Source organism: Nostoc favosum CHAB5714 (assembly GCF_020829495.1).
Taxonomy (GTDB): domain Bacteria; phylum Cyanobacteriota; class Cyanobacteriia; order Cyanobacteriales; family Nostocaceae; genus Nostoc; species Nostoc favosum.
Genome location: NZ_JAIVFQ010000021.1, coordinates 69,495 through 90,024, shown reverse-complemented (window position 1 = coordinate 90,024; position 20,530 = coordinate 69,495). Strand labels below are relative to the sequence as shown.

Genomic DNA, 20,530 nt, shown 5'->3' with positions numbered 1-20,530 from the left:
GATGATCATTTATAAATTCAAAATTTTTTCCTTCAATTTATTAAATTCAATTGGCTTTGTAATATAGGCATCAGCTCCATATTTGACGGCAGTAAGATAGTTATTTTCGTCGTCATAAGCAGTAATCATAAATACTTTTAAATCAGGAAAGGTTGTTTTAATAATTTTGAGCATTTCTAACCCATTCATCCCTGGCATATTGATATCTGCCAAAATTATAGGTATATAGTCAGTTAATTGATATTGTAAGTAATGCAATGCTTCTTCTGCTGAGAATGCAAAATAGAATTGAACTTGATTATTTTTAATCTCTCTCCTAAATTGTTGCTTAAATAACAACTGACAATCTGGCTCGTCATCTACAACTATTATTATCATTTTTGAATATCGTTTTCAGGGATACTTTTGGGTAAAGTCAGAATAAACTCTGTATAATTATTCTCTTCAGTTTTTATTTTAATCTCTCCTTGATGTTCCTGAACAATAATATCGTGACTAATAGATAAACCCAAACCTGTTCCTTCTCCAGTTACTTTAGTAGTAAAAAAAGGATCAAAAATTCTATCTATCACTCCCTGCGGAATGCCTTTGCCATTATCTCGGATACTTATTTCTAGTTGTTTGCCTAAATCCTTAGTACTAATGGAAAGCATAGGTAAAAATCCCTCACCTCCTTCTTTTGTCTTCTCAGTTAATGCATAACAGGCATTATTAATTATATTTATAAAAGCCCGGCTAATATCTTGTGGCACGACATTTACTTTGGCAAGGCAATCGTCGTAATTTTTTACTATAGTAATTTCAAAGGAAGGCTGCTTGGCACGCATTCCATGATAAACCAAATTAATAGATTCTTCTAGCAAAGTGTGGATATCTGTCAAGTTTCGTTGACCAGATTGCCCTCGAGAGAGCATAAGCATTCCACGCACAATATTGTCTGCCCTTTTGCCATGCTCATTAATTTTTTTAGCGTTTTGGCTAAGATTTTCTAAAATATCTTCAATATATTCTTTTGTTGTTGGGTGTAATTGTTCTTTTTGATTTTCTATCTCTTCAACTAGTTCTTGGGCTAGTTCAACAGAAAGTTCAGCAAAGTTGTTAACAAAGTTAAGGGGATTTTTAATCTCATGGGCAATACCTGCCGCTAAAGCTCCCATAGAAGCCAGTTTTTCTTGCGCTATCATCTGGGTTTGGGTGGATTTCAGCTTTTGCAGGGTGGTGTCTAACTCTTCATTTTTCTCCTCTAATTCTTGGGTTCTTGCTTTGACTTTGTGTTCTAGAGTTCGATTATAATCCTCTAATTGCTCGTAAAGACGAGAATTTTCAATGGAAATAGCAGCTTGGGCAGAAAGGATTTTTAAGATTTCGACTCGTTCGGGAGTAAAAGCACCTGTTGTTAAATTATTTTTTAAATATAAAATACCAGTTAGCTTACCTTGATGAAGCAGAGGAGTGCAAAGAATAGATTTGGGTTGAGTAGCAATAATGTAAGGGTCATAAGTAAACTCTTGCTCATAGATGGCATTATTTAAAACTACATTTTTCTGAGTGCGGGCAACATAATTTACGATCGCTGTTGACAACAAGGGTACTTGATGAACAGCATCTACAGAGTCTACTGGAATTGATTGTAGTATTGTAACCTGATCGGAATCGACTGACCCTTCGGCTTCAATCACCCATTTACTCTCCTTGTCGAGAATCAGGTAGCCTTTTTGAGCACCTGCATTCTCAATTACTATTTTCATCAACTTTTGTAACAGCTTGTCTAGAATGATTTCATGAGCTAGAGCTTGCGATGCTTTGATGACTGTTGTCAGTTCCAGCACTTTCATATCACTACCAGTAGTAGAAGTACTAGTACTAATGTCCTGAATCCCTGTTCGGTTTACTGCTCCTACTAGCAATTGCGGATATTCAGATTCTAAATCTTTAACTTTGGCTTTCGCCCCCCAGCAAGTATAACAAAAGTATGCATTGTTGAGATATAAATAACCAATTTCCTCTCTACCAATAGAGAGATAAAATTCTGCTGCTCGTTCATAGGCAAGGCTCTCTTCTTGCAGAAATTTTTGTTCTCTGGCTCCTCGAATCGCGCGATCATAGTATTCCATCGCTCTGAGATTTTTGCCCATTACTCGCGCTTTCTCAGCTTCCACTAGCTCATATTTATGTAAAAAATTTGCTGGAGAGTGGAATGCCCATTCTTTCATTATTTTCTGATTTAAAGAAACTTTTTTCAACAACTGCTTTTGCTGATTTTTGTCACAAGTATTTAGAGCCATAAGAGAAAGAGAACAGTAAAAATTGTGTTGAACCGACACTAAATATGCAGCAGAACTTTCTGCATACTTATCACATTCTATAGCCGCTTCAACAGCCTGAACGTAGTTTTTAAAAAAATAAGATACGATGATTTTACCTAAATATGTAATATTTAATAACCACTGAGTATTACTGTTAGTCCATTCTTTTAATAATAAGTTTTCTTCTTCTGGAGAGTTCCCACTAATTAAGCAGTATTCAGTTTTAGATTTATCAATTAAATTCAATGCAATTTGTATAACAGCTTTGATATAAAAAACTGAATAATCTTGTTTTAATTCAACAGTCAATTTTGTATATTCTATATATTTTTTCTCAAGTTCTTCTAAATTAGATTTAGCAAAAATAGAAAACAGGCAATAGTCTATAGCATTATAACAAGCATTCTCAAAAGCTCCTGTTTCTATCCCAATGTGAATTCCTTCCTGCATTTGTTCTAGTTTTATTGCTTTGACTGGCTCCTTCCAGTGCCGGATGAATCCATTATAATAATGTATTACTAAAGATTGAATTTCTCTAACATTGAATTTCTCTAACAGTTTCAAAGATAATTGCCCAAACTGATAGCCAGAATTAATATCTTTCATGAAGCCGCACAAAAGCTGACCGTAAAAAACATACACACCAGCTGCTTGGGGCGGATTTCCATATTTTATACAAAGATTTACAGTAGTTAACGTAACTAAAGGATATAATAAAGAATTCGTAATTATTGCAGCAGAGGTGACTATCAATAATATCCTTACAGCCGCAAGTTTGTAAGGATCTGTCATTTCTGGCAAATTAATTAAATCTTCTATTTGTTTGTCTTTTAACAGTAACTCTATGGCTTTTTGTTCCTTCTTAATCGCCCACTTACTTGGTTTTTGCGGCAAGAAAACTCCAAGTTTTTTAAGAATTTCACATGCGGTATCTATTGCTTTGTACAAATCAAGTTTAGCATAGTAAGACTGAATTTTTATTTCATATATCTTCACTGTATTAAGGAGTGTTTTTGCTTCTTTTAAAACAATAAAAGAAAGTTTTTCAGCTTTTTCAAATTCCGTATTTAAGTATTGCACTTCTACCGTTTCTAAATAAAGAGATAATGTCAAGTCATATTGGTTTTCCCAACTATGTGATGTTAATATTTCTAATCCCGCCTCTAAGTATTTCAGGGCAGATTCATAAGCAGTTGAAGCTTTTGCTCGTCTACCTGCTAGTAGATTTAATTGAGCAAGATTATCTCTTTCTGACTGATGAGTAATCAGTTCTGCACCTATATTATAGTGGTTTACAATCTCAAAAATTTTTTCTTTTATATCGTCTTGCTGAGTATTATTAAGTAACTGTTGACCAACTTTTAAGTGAACTTCTTTTTTACGATATTCTGGAATTAAAGCATAAGCTGCTTGCTGAACTCGGTCATGCAAGAATTTATAAGGTATAGAAGATGGATAACTATCAATAAAGGAGACAAATATTTCTGAGTTACAAATTAAACTAGTGTCTTCATTATAGAGGAAAGACACTTTATAATCATTATTTAAAGGCAAAATTAAACCTTCTTGAAGCGCTGGAAAAAGAGCGGTTGCTGTATCTGAAAGAGATTTTCCATTGACAACAGAAAGAACTTCTAAATTAAATCGGTTTCCTATACAAGCAGCTAATTTTAAAATATTCTGCGTACTTTTATCTAATCTTTTAATTTTATTCAACATTAGTTCAACCACATTATCAGTTATTTCAACAGCTTTAATGTGTTCTATTTCCCATTTCCATATACCAATGTTACGGTCAAAAAATAATAATTTTTGTTCATACAAACTATGAAGTAATTGATTTACGAAGAAAGGATTACCGTTGGTTTGATTAAATACTAAATCTGCTAATGACTTTGAGGCTTCTGTTGAGCATCTAAGGGTATCAGTAATTAGTTGATTGATATGCTCAATACTCAAAGGCTTAAGGGTAATATATTGTACTTTACTACTCACCTTTTGAATCTGCTCTAAGTGAAGTATTAAAGGATGAGTAGCATTGACTTCATTATTTCGATATGCCCCTAGCATTAATAAGTATTGGCTATCAATATTGGTGACCAGTAGTTCAATTAACTTCAAAGACGGTAAATCTGCCCACTGTAAATCGTCTAGAAAGATAGCTAAGGGGTGTTCTTTTTTTGTAAAAACGCCAACAAATTTTTGAAATACTAAGTTAAAACGATTTTGAGATTCAGTTTGTCCTAGTTTTAGCACTGGTGGTTGTTCACCAATAATTAGTTTTACCTCGGGAATCACATCTATGATGACTTGACCATTATTACCAAGAGCATCTAAAAGCTTTTGTTTCCACACTTGGAGCTGCACTTCACTTTCTGTCAGCAACTGCCCAATCAATTCTTGGAATGCTTGAATCAAAGAAGCATAAGGAATATCTCGCTTGATCTGGTCAAACTTGCCTAAGATAAAGTATCCTCGCTGTCGCATGATCGGCTTATAAATTTCATTGACTAAGGCTGATTTGCCGATGCCTGAGTAACCAACAACGAGCATCATCTCGGTTGAACCAAGGCTGACTCGCTCAAAAGTAGCCAATAGTTGGTTTATTTGTTCCTCTCGACCATAAAGTTTTTGAGGAATTTGAAATTTATCAGAAATATCTTGATGAGCAAGAGGTAAGTTTAAAATTTGACCAGTAGCCTGTAATTGCTTCAAGCATGTTTCCAAATCTGCTTTTAGTCCCCAAGCACTTTGATACCGCTCCTCTGCCGTTTTCGCTAACAACTTCATTACAATGTTGGAAACAGTTTTGGGGATCTCATCTATTATTTGCTCAGGAGGTACAGGTTGTTTAGCAATATGGCAATGTAGTAACTCCATAGCATCAGTAGTTTCAAAAGGAAGTTGATGAGTGAGCATTTTGTAAAAGGTGACACCTAGCGAATAAAAATCAGTCCGGTAATCTATCCTCCGGTTCATTCTGCCAGTTTGCTCTGGTGAGATATAGGCTAAGGTTCCTTCTAAATGATCGAGATTATAAATCGTCGGTTTTTCACACGATAAGATAGTGGAAATGCCAAAGTCGATGATTTTGAGTTCTCCAGTTTTGGGGTTAAAGACAATATTAGATGGGTTAATGTCCTTGTGGATGACATTGGCAGCGTGAATAACATCTAAACTTGCGGTAATCTTGATGGCAATGATCAGAAATTCTTCTAAATTAAACTTTCGCTCTCCCATTAATATATTTAAGGATTCACCACCAAAATCCTCTAAAAACATGACTAGACTATTTTGATGTCTTTGCAAGTCATACGCTTTGATAACTCCATCTAGCTTCAAATAGCAAGTGATTTCATATTCTTGTTTATATCTAATAAGTTCTAAAGGAGTTGGATAATTTTCTTTAAGAATTTTGAGGATAACGGGTTGATGATTATGGTTGAGGATAGCTCGGTAGACTAATGAGTTATCACTTTCATAGATTTTTGCTGTAATTTGGTAGCCAGTAATAGTGTCCATAGTTGGGTTTTACTGAAAAAAGGTAACGATACCAATAGATTTATAGCAGTCCGCTTTAATTCTTGAATTTACTTGCGTGGGCAGGGAACAGATGTGTACTGAATCTTGTTCAAAAATCAAATAGGAAAACAACCTGTGACGGTTGACTGTTGACGGTTATCAGTCATCAGTCATTAGTCATCAGGTAGATGTACAAGTTAAATGCGTAACAGCTTCTCTACATATAAGTTTGGGATCAAGTGTTTGTATTAATTATAATTTCCTTAATCAGGACGGGTGATTATGGCGTTTTACTCCAGCCCGTAGAAGCGAGCAGGGTTATCCCAAAGAATTTTTTGCACAGTTTTCATAGATAGCTGCTCCTGAAGTGCCGTCGCTTTCTCGACAACATCCAGGTTGTGATCCATGTGGGGGTAGTCAGAACCAAAGATCAAGTTATCGGAGCCAATATACTGAATAATTTCAGCAAGATAAGGCTCAGAAGGCTCTATTGAGATAAAACACTGGCGACGGAAGTACTCTGAGGGCTTCATTTTGACGTTGTGTTTAATCTCCCAATATAGGTTTTCGTATTCTTCATCAAGCCGCCACAGCCAGTAAGGTAACCAGCCACAACCCGACTCCAGAAAACCCACCTTCAGCTGAGAATGGCGCTCTAAGACTCCTCCTTCAATCAGTGTTAATAGTGCCATCATTTGCTCCATCGGATGAGAACAGGCGTGCATAGCAAAACGGGTATTAAATCGGTCTGCTCCCGTGGTTGGCAAGCGACTGTGGGTACCTTCATGAAGACCGACTGCTATCCCTAGTTCTTCACACTTTGTCCAGAATGGCTCATAGGCAGGGTCACTGAGTAATCGCCCTTTAACTGGGTTAGGGCGCAAAAAGACACCTTTCCAACCAAAATCCACTATCCGTAGCAATTCTGGCACCATCTCTTCGGGAGCGTGAAGATTAATGGCTCCCACTCCTCTAAGAATTTTTGGATCATAGCTACAAAAATCTTTTAACCAATTGTTATAGGCGCGGGTGAATGCCCCAGCAAGTTGCGGTGTCATTGTATCAATGGCGAATAGCCACAATCCGATAGTTGGATAGACAAAAGAAATATCAACCCCCATTTGCTTCATTGCTTGGACATGAGACTCTGAGTCGAAGCCAGTAAGCACGGATATGGGGTGAGTTTGTGTGACTCGTTTAGCTCCTTCGCTGCGAAGACGATCAGAGATTTTTAGATAAATTTCTTTGCCCTGAATTTTATAGTCTAGCGACAGTGCAAAGCTTTTAAATGCAGGTTCAAGATACTTTTCCCACATGTCGTTTGGCTCATACACATGTGAATCTGCATCTATGATTTTATAATCGTTAAGCATGGTATCTAATTTAGATAATGTGCGTAGGTGTAGCCAGCCGTAGGCATCGCTTATTCCAAAACTTTGGATGTAACTAAAGTATTGTCGTAGCAGTAGAGGTCAACAATTTTTTGCTCATCATTCAATTTAAAAACCCAGGCAGTATGATTAAAAGAAACATTGGATGGCTCTTTTTCTGGGATAAAAGTTTCTTCTAGCAAGACTACTACTTGTTTTTCCTCAGCAATGTAATCTTTTACCAAAAAACTTTGAGTTACTTTTTCTTGCAATAGTTTTGCTTGTAACAACTGGAAAAATCTCTTAACTTCCTCAATACCTACAAACTTACCAAAAATAGGATTAGCACTTGCACCAGGAATGAAAAATACAACTTGCTGATCTAAGTCTTCTAAAGGATTTCCTTGACCTTGCAACTTTTTTTCGATCCAATTTTTAATAAACTGTTTGTTGTTTGCTGACATAGCCTTGATATCTAAGTTACTATTACATCCACATTGGAAAAGGGTTGAGTTGATTTTCCTTGAGCGGCTCTTCCAACAAACCCAATTTCACTGGAACCTCATAAAGTCGTCCTGAACCTAAACGTTTCCACCAGTGGCGCAATCCTGGAACAATCACCTTGACCACCTTGAGTCCGATATCAGGACGAGTTTGATCCAAAACTAGCATTTCCATACCATGTTTCTCGACAATTCGCTGGCAGGTCTTGATATCTTCTAATAAGTCTTCGTTCCAAATTTGCGGATAATCAGCACACACTTTTGACGAGACGCTTTCATTAGAAGCTAAATAAGACTGGTCTTGCAACTTAGCAGTTTTCCACCAGTCTATGGCTAGCTGATCTGAAAACGCAGGATACTGAGTAGTGGCATTAGCATCATCGAATAAAACGTTAGGAAGAATCTGATGTACCTCAGTTAATGCTCTCCCAATGGCAAGCTTCGCGTCAAAATGGGCACCAAAGCCCAAAACGATGTCCTCGATCTCTCTATCTGTTCTTCTAGAAATAGCAACGAAAGCAGGAATATTCAGATCGCTGGTTATATCCAAAACCCAGAGTTCGCGAGGAATTGTTTGGTAATAATTCTTTAATGCTTGAAAATACGGTTCATCAAAACTATCCAAATCGACACTCGGTCTTCGGATACGGTTATACCACCATAAGGCTACACAATCCCGCTCCACTAACTCCATAAAACCTTGCAAAATTGCTTCTTCTATTGTGTTACCAGCAGCACAGCCATTGGTATCAGCCCAACAATCAGGCTTGATGAGTTCGGGATAGCCATGATAGCAGTAAGCAGTTGGTAAATACTTAAATTCTTTATGGGTTAAAGACCAAACAGGTGTCCACTTAATTTCTCTTTCCTCATCAAAGGGTTCTGGAACTTTTTGAAACCAATCAGAACGGCTAGCATTCCATGAGACGCGGTTTTGATATTGTTCTTGACTAAAATTCATACAAGCATTAGGGTGAATAGCTTTATCTCCCATTTGTTGGTAGTTACCTGTTTCCCATATTTCATCTCCTTGAAAAACACTGGAATATCGCTCAATAGCTTCGCAGAAACCACTTGCTTGAGCTTGTTGGTCAGTTTTTCCTTTTCCTGCACTTCTACCAGAAAGATTTAAGCGTAAGGAGTCGAGATTGTCAAACATTGTCGCAAAGTGATGTTTAGCTATGTAAGTATGAGTTAAACTATTCACTCCTTGATCTATTTTTATAAGTTCTCTGATAACTCCTGTAATAGGACTAATATGATATTGATATTTATTGAGTGTTTCTTGAGGTGAACAACAACGGTGTCCGCCATCAGTTGTAAAAGTTTTCTTTTGATTTTTTAAAATAATTGGTTGAGGATTTCTAGCAAAACCAGATGATATTTTTCCACAACTAGGACACTGGGGACGCTTAACTAGCATGTGGTTTTGTATTTCTAGATAAAAAGTATCATAAGTAACTAAAATATTTTCTAGTCGTTTATTTTCTCCTAATAAAATCCATTTAAGAACTTCTGTTGCTACCATCCCTAAGGTAGTTTGCCAGGTATGAAGCGAATAAAGCGGAGGAATTATCGGTGTTGAAATACCTTGATACTTTTGGATAAATTCTTCAACAGGTCTATTGTTTCGTAAACGTTGAGCTAGGCATTTCCAACACCCTGTTTTTCCTGGATGAAATATGGGGCCTATCCACACAACTGTTCCTACAGGTTTGACAAGCATCCAATGGCGTGACAGATGCAAGGCTTCCTGATTGTAGGATTCTAAACCGTCTTGGAGATAGTCATCCGTTAAAACTACTTCTATATCTCCTTGATCTGACACTTTGATGTTCAGTGATTCTAAAATAGTTTTAAATTGGGCAGTAGGAAGATTATAACCAAAAGATTTCACTGCTACTTGAGTGGTTTGTAAACGGGTTTGTGCTTCTTTTGGATCGATGTTCAGATATTCGCAAAAAATTGCTAAGTTAGAGGGCAATTGATTATCGCTTTCAACAATATAGCCCTTTTCTTCCATCTGCATCAAAGCATGGTAAACCTTAGCATGAGCAAAAATGATATCCCAATTATTTACTTCTTTCGCTAGAATTTGTGGAACGATTTTATCAACAATTTCGTCAACGGTGTGATTACCATCAATTAAAGTAGTTAGCTTTTGATACAGATTTTGTTGAGAATTTTCGAGGTTTTTTAATAAAAATGATGTGAAAAAATTGGAGGTGTTGAATGTGAAATGATCATCAAGCAAAAGAGAATCTTTTTCCGATACAAGAAATACACCTTCTAATTCTAAAGTTTGAACATTAAAACGAGGACTAAACTTAGGCTTATGTAACCTTGGCTTATTTAGTATTTTGTTTAGTATGTTTTTATTTACTGCCTTCATATCTTTAAGTAATTAGACATTTTAGTTTATACAGGATTTTTCAGGTAAATGAAGTATATGGGTCAATACGCTTGGGTTAAGGATTTTTTTCTCTTCTCTCTGTTTCCTCTGCGCCTCTGCGGTAGCCTGCGGCAAGCCGATGCAGCGTCTACGTTAAAAATTTGACTTTGATAAAGAGTTTTAGCCTTAACCCAAGCGTATTGGTATATGGGTAGGGGCAAACGACCCTACCCTGCGGGAACGCTAAGAGCAAACGCCCTTACAATTATCTGTACCTCATCAAGTTAGTTGTAATTTGCTGTATTTAATGCAGACTTTTTAATGATGCAAATGGGGGTGACATTATGGTGTATTGCCCGCCCTAATCAAAAAACCTAGATATTGCACCTAGTTTTTCGTCCGCCAATAAATTGATTGGCTCAAATCTCAAGTAAGCTAAAACTTACTTGAGATTTGAGTCTGTTAAAGCGGACTTTGGCTATGAAGCCGTAACTGAAGCTCAAGACTTACTCAGGGTAAGGTGCAAGGTATGAGAAAGGGGAAATAAAAGAAAGCAATTGACTGTTTTCTTCTAGGCTAAAGATGTTTTTTAGGAAGTATAAACAGGGATATAGTTACTCTCAGGGCGAGGTAATTTACTCGTGGGTTCTACTAACCATTTTTTAAGAGTATCGATCCATTTCACAAGGCGATCAATCTCTTCATCATTATTTGGATCTATATAGATGCGTACAGGATAAGGAACTTTTAAGTGGAATGTTAAGTCCATGCTCCTTAAATGAGTAGGCTCTATAGAAAGCCCGTCGATATCAAAGAGTAGATCTATTTCAAATATCTCATTTGCTCCGCTAAATAAATCTGTAAACTTGGGCAGTTTTTCGCCGTTTTGTTCAATCTGTTTATCTAGCATTTGGAATATCTCTTTATACTCTGTTCCTTTCTGAACCTCCTGTTTGAATGTTTGTACTAAAGAATACTCCCACTCCTCGAAGCGATCGCCAGTTTTTGCAGCGATTTCTTTAAACTTTTCTTCGCCCCATTGACTAAGCAAAACTAAGGTCATTAAATAAGATAATAGGCAAGTTAATAGCAAAAAATCTACCGAAAAAGGCTGATTTGCACTTCCGGATAGATTCTGATTGAGATGTTCAGCTAACTTATTACTAGGTATTTCTTTTGGGAGTAATGGCATTTGATTTGTATCCTTATTTTCATTGGTTGGAAGCTTGTCTATTCTTTCTTGAATAAAATTTTTATTCAAAAATGTGAGACTCTCATCTACAAGTCTTAACTACAATTATACTACAAAGTTATAACACAATTTTAATTTGATAAATGATTCTTAAAATACTGCTTATACAGTTGACAACTCGGTGTTGCTTGGCTGCCATCTAACTTGATTAGCCCCATACTGCTTAACTTGTAAGCAATGATTGGTTCTAGTTGCACTGGTTCAGTAGAACTCATAACTTTATAAAGAGCAACTTCTAGTTCCGGTTGTTGTTGTAAATTTGCCCAATGACGTTGTAGATGATAGGAATAAATTCCGGTATATCTGGGGGCTGTTTTTAGTATTTGCTTCAAAGTCATTTCCTTACGGCTTAGATGATATATTGCTGTGTGTATTAATGCTGGATGTCCTCCTACCATGTCTATTAGTTGTCTAGCTTCTTCTCCATCGTTCCAGTCGAGTCCATAGCATTGAGCTAGCTGCTGTACCTGCTCGAAACTAAAATTGTCTAACTGAATTGGTAGCCCTACATTAAAAGGTGACTGGTTTAGCTGCAAAGGAACATAAATTTCTGTCGAGTGAACCACAATCAGGCGCAGCTTCTGCCAGATGAGCAGTCTTCTGGCTTCTTCATACCACGAACGCAACATCGGTAGAAAATCTCTTGCCACTTGTGGATGTTCAAAAATCTGGTTCACTTCGTCTAAAACCAAGACTACAGGAGAGTTGATTTGCTCTAGTAAATGCTTTCGGAAATATAATGAACAGCTGACTTTGCTGCCGATATCTTCATCCCAATAGTCGTCTAATCTTGGTTCAATTTGTAGTTGGCGGCTGACATTAGCACATAGCCAGCGCAAAAATAGATTTAATTCATTCAAAATTGAACTGTCAATCTGTTCCAAATTAAGACTTACAGTGCGGTAGCCTTGGGAGTCAGCGTAGTTCAAAATCCTCAACAACATTGAAGTTTTACCCATTTCCTTGGGAGCTTTTATCCGTACTAAGGCTCCTGGTTTAGAAATTTCTTCATAAACTCGTGTAGAAAGGGTAGAATTTTCAATGTAAAAAGAGGAACCAAGCGGAACTGGACCACTGGGGTAGCTAGGTGACGGTTTTTGGTCGGTATCAGGGAATGAGTCCACAGAATCTTGCTTTAGAATCGTTGTTTTTAAAACCGTACAGGTAGCATCAAGATAAGACTCCAGTAACACTCGGCAATTTTTTTTGGTAACACGACTACCGACGAGTTCGGTGAGTCGTTGGCACAATTGTGGAGCAACGACGTTAGTAAAGTAGCCAGCACTATAGCCCCTCTCTTGAGCAATTTGGTGATACGTTTGATATTGCCAAATACCTTGCATAATCAGAATTTCTGTGTAATTGAGAGGGCGAATTTGCTTTTCAAGTAGCTTGCGATTAACAATTTCAACTAAAGGTTCAAGTTCTATAGAATCCATGCACTTATCCTCTCTGCTGTTCTGCACAAGAATTTATGTAATTACAAAAAAGGCTAGGACTAGGATGTATATAGGATAAGCTTCATATCCTATATACATCCTAAATCACTCTCCAGTAATACTTTTGCTGATTATTATGTAATTTTATTAATTAATGCAGTGTGCAACTTAATTTTGTTAAACCTTGATTCATTGTGGGGTAAAGAGGAATTTGAACAATTCCACAATAATTTAGAGAAAGTTACACATCGCGTTAATTCTATCGCTAATTTTTTATCTTGATATTGTTTGATATAATTAATTAGCTTAAGTTTGGTCATATTATTACATGAAAATTAATGTACCTCCCTTCGTTTTAATCATACTTTTTAACCGCATTAAAGGTTATAATGGATTAAAAAGAGTAATTTTCCGTATCTTTAATGCAAATTTTATCGCTTCCTAACACTATTTGCAAGTTATATATATTATTTTATAATCTTTTAAATATTTCTACCTTTAACTAGCTTTATAAATAAACCTTTATAGAGTTAACCTTTTTTAAGCATATCTTCAGAGAGAATTGCTATTTTAATTTGGAAAATATTAATTTGTTTGTTTATTTATTTGATCTTCTGACTTTTCCCGTTAAGTCATGAAACAACGAAATTGCAAGGGTTTCAGACTATACTTTATTCTCAATAACTTAATATTAGTGACAATAAATCACGAGAGAATAGGGCTTAAAGCTAGGGGTATAGTAAGCGATCGCTCAATCAAGGAGATAACGGGAAAAGTCAGCTTTGATCTTAGCATTACCAAGCTAATTATTTTCATAAAAATCGAAAATTTTTGCTGACATTAACCTTGCCGCTAGTGAGATGCAACTTAGGGGTGCGATCGCCAGAGAATATCGCCTCAAAAATGCACTCTTATATGTGCAAATGATGTTGGAGGAATTTGCCGGATTAGACAAATCCCTCACAGCCCAGTTAGCAGTTAACGCCGCCACCAGAGTTAACCCCACACTTAAGCCAGCAGCAGATGAGTTAAAAACTGCGATCGCTTGCACTAATACCACAGAAGACGCATTTCTCAACCCAACACAAATCGGCGAGGTAGTGGGAATGTCTGCACGGTTGGTCAACAAATGGTTACTAAATTCTGGACTGCAATATAGAACATTGGACAAGAAAATTCCCTATCGTCCCACCGAATCGGGTAAGCAATGGGGGCGGATGGTTCCTGCAGTGGCGAAATCTTCAAACCAAACTGTTTTTCAACTGCAGTGGTTGGGTTGCCCGACATTGTTAGGGCGTGTCATCAATTGAGCCAAATGACAGAAGCAGCCAGATAAATTGCACCTAGAAAGTTTGTAGCGCGTTTGTCGTAGCCCGTTGCGAACGCTCGGTACTGCTTAGGGCGTGTCATCAATTAGGTAAACTGGAATGAGAACTGCTAAAAAAGAATAAACAACAAGAAAACGATGAGAGGCCGATACGCACTACGAGACGGCCAGTGGGAGAGAATCAAAGACCTGCCACCTGGGCGAGAGGGCTATGTGGGAGCCACGGAAGACAGATAATTAATTGTTTGTCGAAGCAGTGTTATATCGTTATCGAGCAGGGGGAAAGAATTAGAGACTAATCATTTGTATCAAGCATTTCGTGAAATGGTATGAGAGCTTGGTTTCATTAATGTGTGTGTGGTTATCACCCACACAAGAACATGTGGTGATAGGATTAATGAAATTTTCAGTTCAGTCATCATCAGAAATGGTACGCACAACCCCAGGACAGAAGATTCCAATTGATAAACTCCAAACCACGCTAGGAGAATTAGAGAAGCTAGAAGAGAAGGTTAAAGAAGAATTATCCCTGCGAGAGAGTATTTACTTTCTGCGTGAACAACTTCAATCAGCGCTGAAAAAGGGCTATAGTTATCAAGACCTATCGGAGCTACTAGAGAAGCAAGAAATAAAAGTTTCAGCAGCGACACTTAAGCAATACTTAACTGAGATTCAAAAAGAAAAGCGTTCTCGTCAGCAAAGGGCTAAACCAAAACAAGTTTTATGTTTTGAAGATTCGAGTCAGACTACAACAAAATCATCGGTAACACCAGTAGTTATAGGAGTAACTGAAGACTCTCAAAACGCTCTAAAAGATTTAGGTCAATCAACAGAGGAGTCACAAGAGAAGCAATCATTGTCAGATGGGGGCAAGGACTTTCAGAAAACTGCTAAAACTACTAGGCGACAAACGCCAAAAACTTCTAAGCCTAGTTCAGATATATCGAGTGAGTTTAATCAGTATTAGGGGTAGGTGTTATGCCGACGATTCATTTGGTAGATGGTGAAAAGGGTGGAGTAGGGAAGTCTCTAGTAACTAGGACAATGATTCAGTACTTTCTGGATAAGAAAATTCCGTTTGTACCAGTAGAAACAGATAGGTCAAATCCAGATGTGGCAGGAGTCTATAAGGGAATATGTCAGTATGCGGTGTTTAGCGAGAATGAACGGCAGGCTGATAAGGCAGATAGAATATTTGAGATGGCGACAAGTAAGCCAGTAGTTGTGAATTTGGCAGCACAATCACATAGAGCAGTCTTTGACTGGATAGAAAGAAATCAGTTAATTGAACTAGGGAATTCCGAGGGAGTAACTTTTTGCAAATGGTTTGTCTCTACAGGAGGATATGATAGCCTTAATTTGTTTGGACAGTCAGTGAATAGCTACGGGGAGAAAATGCCTCATATTTTGGTACGCAATTTAGGGCTGTGTGATGATTGGGAGCATGTAGACTTAGATATGAATATACAGAAACTAATCAAAAAATATAAAATTATTGTTATAGATTTCCCGAAGCTAGCATATAAAGAAAGAAACATAATAGACCAAAATAGAATGACCTTTGCTGAGGCAAGAGAGAATAAAGAATTTGGAATTATAGGAAGACAGAGAGTAGTAAACTTTCTGAAACTTGCTTATGGAGCATTTGAGAAGGTAGGTATCTGGGATGAAGAAGTTAAATAAGAAATCTTTGGAGGTAGTAGATACCTGTTTAGCGGCAGAGTCACCAGCGCTATATCACTGTAATAATTAGAAGCTCCTTTCTGTCCTGCTTCTTTTCGTTGCGCCATTGTTCAATTACTTCCTCACTCACCCAGAAAGCCAGACTGCCTCGCTGCTTGAGTGCCGCATCGTATTCCTGCCAGTTACGGACTCTGTAGTTGTCTTTGGCTTTCGTCTTCATAGTCAAACTAGGAAATTAGGACGTTATTGGTCAAATCTGCTCTCTAGCGAGAGCCTGCAGAAATTATGTTACATCTGCGTTGTCAATGGATAGCTGGAAGTTGGGATAATTTCTGTGGTTCTATCTTTAATTCCTTTATCAAACCCCAAACTGCTTGATAAATTTTATACTTTAATCATGTCTTTAATTTATTTTTTTATATACTTAATACTAAGTATAAAAGACTGATTGCAGATATTCTTAGGAATAATCGTCGAATGACTTGCTAGCAATCTTTTTGAGATATTTCATCAAGATTAATTCTCGTGTAAACAAGTATTTTATTTGCAAATAAAATCACCTTGTACTTAAATATAATTTTTAGCGATGGCTGCGCCCGCCGAAGGCATCGCACCTTTTTTAGCCGACCTCACAAAATCGCATTGCTCCCGCTTGAGGATTTCGACGGAATCGAAGTTGTTCAATACGACTAAGAGGTTGTTTGAAAAGTAGTTTGCTGTGATTTTAGGCACTTATCGATCCCCCCTAACCCCCCGATAAATTGGGGGGAACCGGAATTAAAGCCCCCCAATTTATCGGGGGGTTGGGGGAGATGTCTTATTTCATCGGTGTCAATCTTTACTCCAACAGCCAGATTTAATCCGTGGTCTGACGGGTTTTCATTGGTGGCTTCAAACTGGTGCTTAATCGTAAGTCATTACCCGGACATGATATCACTGCCTCACGTCGATTATATGCAGAAGAATCTCCCTTAATAGCCTCACTCTGCTTACCGTCAATACCAACAGGAATATCACCCACAAGTGTGACTCGCTGAACGTGGCGAGGTTGATTACCGTAGTCAGCGATCGCATAATGTTGAGTAGCGCGATTATCCCAGAAAGCCACATCGCCAACTTTCCAGCGCCACCGGACTGTGTTCTCAGGACGTGTGATGTAAGCTTGCAACAATTTCACGATTTCATCGGATTCATTCTGTGATAAACCACGCAGGCGACGCACAAACCCACCAATAAATAAACCACGTTCACCAGATTCAGGATGGATGCGGACAACTGGATGTAGAGTTTCGTATAAAGTCGAGGTGAAAACAGCCCGATACTTTAAGACTTCTTCTGGCAAGTCAATTGTAGCTGCTGCATAATCGTAGGCGTTGCTGTGTACTGCCCAGAGTTGGTCAGCAAGATTACGTAAGTGAGTTGGTAAATCTTCATAAGCAGTCACGGAGTTTGCCCAAATGGTGTCACCTCCCGACGGTGGGATGACAAGCGCCCGCAAAATAGAACCAAGAGGAGGACGATCTACAAATGTGACATCGGTGTGCCAAGTGTTGGCGCGGCTCACAGTCTTGCCGTAATTCAGGTCAAGAACTTCTGGGTTTTCTGGCAATGAGGGAACGGTGGGATGGGCTGTGGTGACTTCCCCAAAGCGTCGGGCGAAGGCTACTTGTCCTTGAGCGTCAAGGTTCTGATCTCGGAAGAAGATGACTTTGTGTTTAACTAAAGCTTTACGGATATCGCTGATGATTTCATTGCTGAGGTTATTGCTCAAGTCAACACCAATGATTTTTGCACCGATACGTCCGGCGATTGGTTTGATGTCAAAGTGTTGGGAAGTCATAATATTTGTGTCTCCAAGGATTAATTAATTTGTTTCACGCAGAGGCGCAGAGAGTAGGAGCTTGAGAGAACTTTTTGCGATCTATGCAGGGTAAAAGACGAATGTTCGTAGTTCGATGCTTTCTCGTGGGGGAGCGTTGGCTGGGCTGGTGGGATCTTCAAAGGCTGTATGGGCGGCAAAACGCGCATATCCGTCTTCTGCGGAGTCGAAACATTTAATAAATAGTGCTTCGTCTCTGTGCATTTGCGGGAAGTAGAACCATTTATGTTTGGAGTTATACGTGACTCCGTAGGTTTCACCGATGCGATGTCTGGCGACAAGCCGCTTCGCGTCTACGCGGTACACTAAATCACCAGCTACAAGGTCTGTTATTGCAATGCTTTGCGCGTCACACACTGCTAATGGTGACTCTTGGATTGGTGTTGCGTAGGCGTAGCCCGTCGTAGACATCGCTCGCCAAACATTGATAATGGCAAATCGTTGTTTTAATAACGTATCAATATCATCTATGCCTTGCGCTGCTAGTTCCAAACGGGCGCGAGTATAGCCAGATTTGGCGGTGAAGTCGTTGTGTACGCGCTTGGCAGGTTCCTTAATATTATTCTCACCTGGCTTTGACTGACCAGCGTTACGCAGGGTGTGATCGAATATCACTACCTTAGTTCCGCCTGTCACCTCTTTTAATAATTGCTCGGCTTCTGGATAGTAGACGCGGCGTACTTCGTCTTCATCGTAAAAGTTGCGGACATTAGTATTATGTCCAGTAAAGGCGAAACCTTCTCGATCTAACGAGATGTTCTCTGAGATAGAACGAGCATTGTAAATTGGCAGTTTGTGCGTCTGATAAGTTGCATTCGTGCGAGGAATCCCTGGCGGTGGTTCGTAAGTATAGTTAACAGGTTTTTCTGCCATTGGGATCAGGTAACTGAGGTTAGCTTCTACGTATGGCAGTTCTGCGGAAATCGGTTTGTCTAGAACTTGGTTATTTAAGCTCATAGGTTATCCCATTTTGGATTTTGGTTAATTTCTGTCAATCCCTATGCCCTATTTTTGAACTGCACCAACGGGAACAGGTTCACCGAGAACTTTGGCGAATCTTTGCAAATAAAAGTCTACAGGATTTTCTACCGCTTGAATTGAGGGGCGATCGCGTACCAGATTCCACCATGTCTGCAAACGAGGTGTTTCTGCTGGTAGTGTGAATTTGCGGAAGTGTTCTAAGAGTGGTAAACGCTCAAACCAAGGATAGAAGCTGATATCAACAAGGCTAAACTGATCTCCTAACAAATAATCACCTTTGCCTAATCCTTCTTGTTCAATATATAGAAGTGCTTCTGTGAACTCTCTTCGTCCTTGTTCCTGTTCTTGGCTATCTTTGCCGCGGAGAAATTTGTTAAAAGCTGGGACAAGGCGAGTATTGGCGTAGTCTATCCAGATCCGAGCGATCGCTTTAGCTGCGGGATCGCGGGGTAACAAAGATGGTTCTGGGAAGACTTCATCTAGATATTCATTGATAATAGCGGACTCGTAAATTTCAACATCCCCATGTTTGATAGCTGGGACTTTGCCATAGTGGGAAATCTGAGTGTACCCATCGGGTTTGTTTTGTAAGTCAATTTCTATCGGGGTAAAGTCAATGCCTTTTTCCAGTAAGACTACACGAGTCCGTTGAGAGAAAGTAGAGGCTTTGGCGAAGTACAGTTGTATGTTGCTCATGAAATCTTTTCCTTGTAATCATCGTGGATGCAGACTATTTGAGATTGGACAACTCCAACTAAAGCAATAAGACAAAAGCCAGACGTGTTGATTAGTGCAGTTAAATAATTAAGTGGCAGGTATCTATGTCAGTTAGATGATATATTACAGTTTATCGGTCGGTTTAACGTAGTTTTTATATCATACAGTCTTCCTGAAAATATGTATACCTAATTATTAGTGTAACTAAATAAATATTTAGACATAATCAGGCTTGTCAAAAAGAGGTATTATATGTACTCGAAAGCTGACTCTAATAGGCAGATCCGTCTTGGCTTGCTAGTACCCGCAGGTAACACGACGTTTGAGCCTGACTTTCACTCTGCTTTTTCCAGTCTAGTCAGTATTCATAGCCATCGCGTGATTGCTCAACGCTCACACGCCTATGAGAACTATGAATCAATGGATGACATCAATGAAGAAGCTGTTAAGGAAGTAGAAAAATTAGCTAGAGCCGGGGTACATTTTGGAGCATACGGCTTCACAACAGCAACATTTTACCGAGGGCGAGTTTTTGCTGAAAAATTAGAGCAACGTTTGACACAGATGCTTGGAGTATCGGTTATTGTGCCTGCTTTAGCTCTATTAGAAGCGTTAACATACCTAAAAATTAGGAAAATTTCTGTAGTCACCCCTTATCCAGAATGGAACAACCAAACGCTAAAAACGTTTTTGAGTGAAGCGCCTTTTGAAATAGTGGGGTTTAAAGGTGATGAACGCTCAACAGAAGTAGCAAAAAAGAATTACCTTTGGCATCAGTTACCCAATGAAGCCGCAGCTTTCATCAAAGAGGTATCTCACAAAGGTGCAGATGCTATTGTATTGCCCTGTACGGCATGGAGAACATTTGAGGTGATTGAGGAATTAGAAACAGATTTAAATATTCCTGTAGTTACAGCAAATCAAGCCACAATATGGAGTTTAGCAAGGCGTGCTTCTATTGAATCTGCACTTCGTCCGAGAGGAAAACTGTTTGCTATTTAGTCAATACCTTCGCCAAAATAAGAGCCTACAAGAATTTTGGCAAAACTGGCAAAATGACCCATACATGAGCTGAGAATGCGCACTAGTTACATTTCAAACCAAATCTGTGTCTACAACTTAGTTCCAAATGCTGAGAGTCTTACCTAGCAAGAGAAGG

At 38.5% G+C, this 20,530-nt stretch carries 16 protein-coding genes and 2 pseudogenes; 5 read left to right on the top strand and 13 right to left on the bottom strand.

The window, feature by feature from the left end; genetic code table 11:
• Positions 1-9 precede the first annotated feature (9 nt).
• The 7 genes from LC586_RS16320 to LC586_RS16290 form a co-directional block, all read right to left on the bottom strand.
• On the bottom strand, positions 10-378 hold the full coding sequence (locus LC586_RS16320; protein WP_229485818.1) for a response regulator: 369 nt from the start codon (positions 376-378) through the stop codon (positions 10-12).
• Entirely contained in the window at positions 375-5,828 is a 5,454-nt protein-coding gene (locus LC586_RS16315; RefSeq protein ID WP_229485817.1) for a trifunctional serine/threonine-protein kinase/ATP-binding protein/sensor histidine kinase, read from the bottom strand. Before LC586_RS16315 ends, LC586_RS16320 begins: the two co-directional genes overlap by 4 nt.
• Positions 5,829-6,118: 290 nt before the next feature.
• Positions 6,119-7,201, bottom strand: coding sequence for an amidohydrolase family protein (locus tag LC586_RS16310; RefSeq protein WP_229485816.1), 1,083 nt, complete (start codon positions 7,199-7,201; stop codon positions 6,119-6,121).
• 50 nt (positions 7,202-7,251) lie between these two features.
• Complete coding sequence (locus LC586_RS16305; protein WP_229485815.1) at positions 7,252-7,662, bottom strand: nuclear transport factor 2 family protein; 411 nt, start codon at positions 7,660-7,662, stop codon at positions 7,252-7,254.
• A gap of 22 nt (positions 7,663-7,684) precedes the next feature.
• Positions 7,685-10,093 carry a TOMM precursor leader peptide-binding protein gene (locus LC586_RS16300; RefSeq protein WP_229485814.1) on the bottom strand — a complete coding sequence of 803 codons (2,409 nt, stop codon included), beginning with the start codon at positions 10,091-10,093 and terminating at the stop codon, positions 7,685-7,687.
• A gap of 589 nt (positions 10,094-10,682) precedes the next feature.
• Complete coding sequence (locus LC586_RS16295; protein ID WP_229485813.1) at positions 10,683-11,354, bottom strand: hypothetical protein; 672 nt, start codon at positions 11,352-11,354, stop codon at positions 10,683-10,685.
• A gap of 62 nt (positions 11,355-11,416) precedes the next feature.
• Positions 11,417-12,784, bottom strand: a complete 1,368-nt coding sequence (locus LC586_RS16290; RefSeq protein WP_233715595.1) for an AAA-like domain-containing protein — start codon at positions 12,782-12,784, stop codon at positions 11,417-11,419.
• Between the two features lie 860 nt (positions 12,785-13,644).
• Here LC586_RS16290 and LC586_RS16285 point away from each other — a divergent pair.
• The gene (locus LC586_RS16285; RefSeq protein WP_229485812.1) at positions 13,645-14,094 is read left to right on the top strand and encodes a hypothetical protein; all 450 of its coding nucleotides are present in this window, start codon (positions 13,645-13,647) and stop codon (positions 14,092-14,094) included.
• Here LC586_RS16285 and LC586_RS16280 read toward each other — a convergent pair.
• A pseudogene (locus tag LC586_RS16280) lies at positions 14,087-14,182 on the bottom strand (IS5/IS1182 family transposase); the annotation flags it as partial. The gene LC586_RS16285 and the pseudogene LC586_RS16280 overlap by 8 nt on opposite strands.
• A 67-nt stretch (positions 14,183-14,249) precedes the next feature.
• Between LC586_RS16280 and LC586_RS16275 the strand changes: the two are divergent.
• The 3 genes and pseudogenes from LC586_RS16275 to LC586_RS16265 form a co-directional block, all read left to right on the top strand.
• Positions 14,250-14,349: pseudogene (locus tag LC586_RS16275) on the top strand (IS5/IS1182 family transposase); the annotation flags it as partial.
• A 159-nt stretch (positions 14,350-14,508) separates the two neighbouring features.
• Complete coding sequence (locus tag LC586_RS16270) at positions 14,509-15,078, top strand: hypothetical protein (protein ID WP_229485811.1); 570 nt, start codon at positions 14,509-14,511, stop codon at positions 15,076-15,078.
• An 11-nt stretch (positions 15,079-15,089) separates the two neighbouring features.
• Positions 15,090-15,794 carry a P-loop NTPase family protein gene (locus tag LC586_RS16265; protein WP_229485810.1) on the top strand — a complete coding sequence of 235 codons (705 nt, stop codon included), beginning with the start codon at positions 15,090-15,092 and terminating at the stop codon, positions 15,792-15,794.
• A 49-nt stretch (positions 15,795-15,843) separates the two neighbouring features.
• Here LC586_RS16265 and LC586_RS16260 read toward each other — a convergent pair whose 3' ends face one another.
• The 5 genes from LC586_RS16260 to LC586_RS16240 all read right to left on the bottom strand — a co-directional run bounded on the left by LC586_RS16260 (position 15,844) and on the right by LC586_RS16240 (position 19,350).
• Positions 15,844-16,014: a hypothetical protein gene (locus LC586_RS16260; protein ID WP_229485809.1), complete on the bottom strand. Its 171-nt coding sequence runs from the start codon at positions 16,012-16,014 to the stop codon at positions 15,844-15,846.
• Between the two features lie 347 nt (positions 16,015-16,361).
• Positions 16,362-16,526 (bottom strand): hypothetical protein, encoded by a 165-nt coding sequence (locus LC586_RS16255; RefSeq protein ID WP_229485808.1) that lies wholly within the window; start codon positions 16,524-16,526, stop codon positions 16,362-16,364.
• 124 nt (positions 16,527-16,650) lie between these two features.
• Entirely contained in the window at positions 16,651-17,634 is a 984-nt protein-coding gene (locus tag LC586_RS16250; RefSeq protein WP_229485807.1) for a TauD/TfdA dioxygenase family protein, read from the bottom strand.
• Positions 17,635-17,715: 81 nt separating this feature from the next.
• On the bottom strand, positions 17,716-18,630 hold the full coding sequence (locus tag LC586_RS16245; RefSeq protein WP_229485806.1) for a CmcJ/NvfI family oxidoreductase: 915 nt from the start codon (positions 18,628-18,630) through the stop codon (positions 17,716-17,718).
• A 48-nt stretch (positions 18,631-18,678) separates the two neighbouring features.
• Positions 18,679-19,350, bottom strand: a complete 672-nt coding sequence (locus LC586_RS16240) for a glutathione S-transferase family protein (RefSeq protein WP_229485805.1) — start codon at positions 19,348-19,350, stop codon at positions 18,679-18,681.
• Between the two features lie 273 nt (positions 19,351-19,623).
• Here LC586_RS16240 and LC586_RS16235 point away from each other — a divergent pair, with 273 nt between their 5' ends.
• On the top strand, positions 19,624-20,373 hold the full coding sequence (locus LC586_RS16235) for a maleate cis-trans isomerase family protein (protein ID WP_229485804.1): 750 nt from the start codon (positions 19,624-19,626) through the stop codon (positions 20,371-20,373).
• Positions 20,374-20,530 lie beyond the last annotated feature (157 nt).

Coding starts and splice junctions, on each gene's coding strand:
- LC586_RS16320 (WP_229485818.1), bottom strand. CDS start 378: ATGATAATAATAGTTGTAGATGACGAGCCAGATTGTCAGTTGTTATTT.
- LC586_RS16315 (WP_229485817.1), bottom strand. CDS start 5,828: ATGGACACTATTACTGGCTACCAAATTACAGCAAAAATCTATGAAAGT.
- LC586_RS16310 (WP_229485816.1), bottom strand. CDS start 7,201: ATGCTTAACGATTATAAAATCATAGATGCAGATTCACATGTGTATGAG.
- LC586_RS16305 (WP_229485815.1), bottom strand. CDS start 7,662: ATGTCAGCAAACAACAAACAGTTTATTAAAAATTGGATCGAAAAAAAG.
- LC586_RS16300 (WP_229485814.1), bottom strand. CDS start 10,093: ATGAAGGCAGTAAATAAAAACATACTAAACAAAATACTAAATAAGCCA.
- LC586_RS16290 (WP_233715595.1), bottom strand. CDS start 12,784: ATGGATTCTATAGAACTTGAACCTTTAGTTGAAATTGTTAATCGCAAG.
- LC586_RS16285 (WP_229485812.1), top strand. CDS start 13,645: ATGCAACTTAGGGGTGCGATCGCCAGAGAATATCGCCTCAAAAATGCA.
- LC586_RS16270 (WP_229485811.1), top strand. CDS start 14,509: ATGAAATTTTCAGTTCAGTCATCATCAGAAATGGTACGCACAACCCCA.
- LC586_RS16265 (WP_229485810.1), top strand. CDS start 15,090: ATGCCGACGATTCATTTGGTAGATGGTGAAAAGGGTGGAGTAGGGAAG.
- LC586_RS16260 (WP_229485809.1), bottom strand. CDS start 16,014: ATGAAGACGAAAGCCAAAGACAACTACAGAGTCCGTAACTGGCAGGAA.
- LC586_RS16250 (WP_229485807.1), bottom strand. CDS start 17,634: ATGACTTCCCAACACTTTGACATCAAACCAATCGCCGGACGTATCGGT.
- LC586_RS16245 (WP_229485806.1), bottom strand. CDS start 18,630: ATGAGCTTAAATAACCAAGTTCTAGACAAACCGATTTCCGCAGAACTG.
- LC586_RS16240 (WP_229485805.1), bottom strand. CDS start 19,350: ATGAGCAACATACAACTGTACTTCGCCAAAGCCTCTACTTTCTCTCAA.
- LC586_RS16235 (WP_229485804.1), top strand. CDS start 19,624: ATGTACTCGAAAGCTGACTCTAATAGGCAGATCCGTCTTGGCTTGCTA.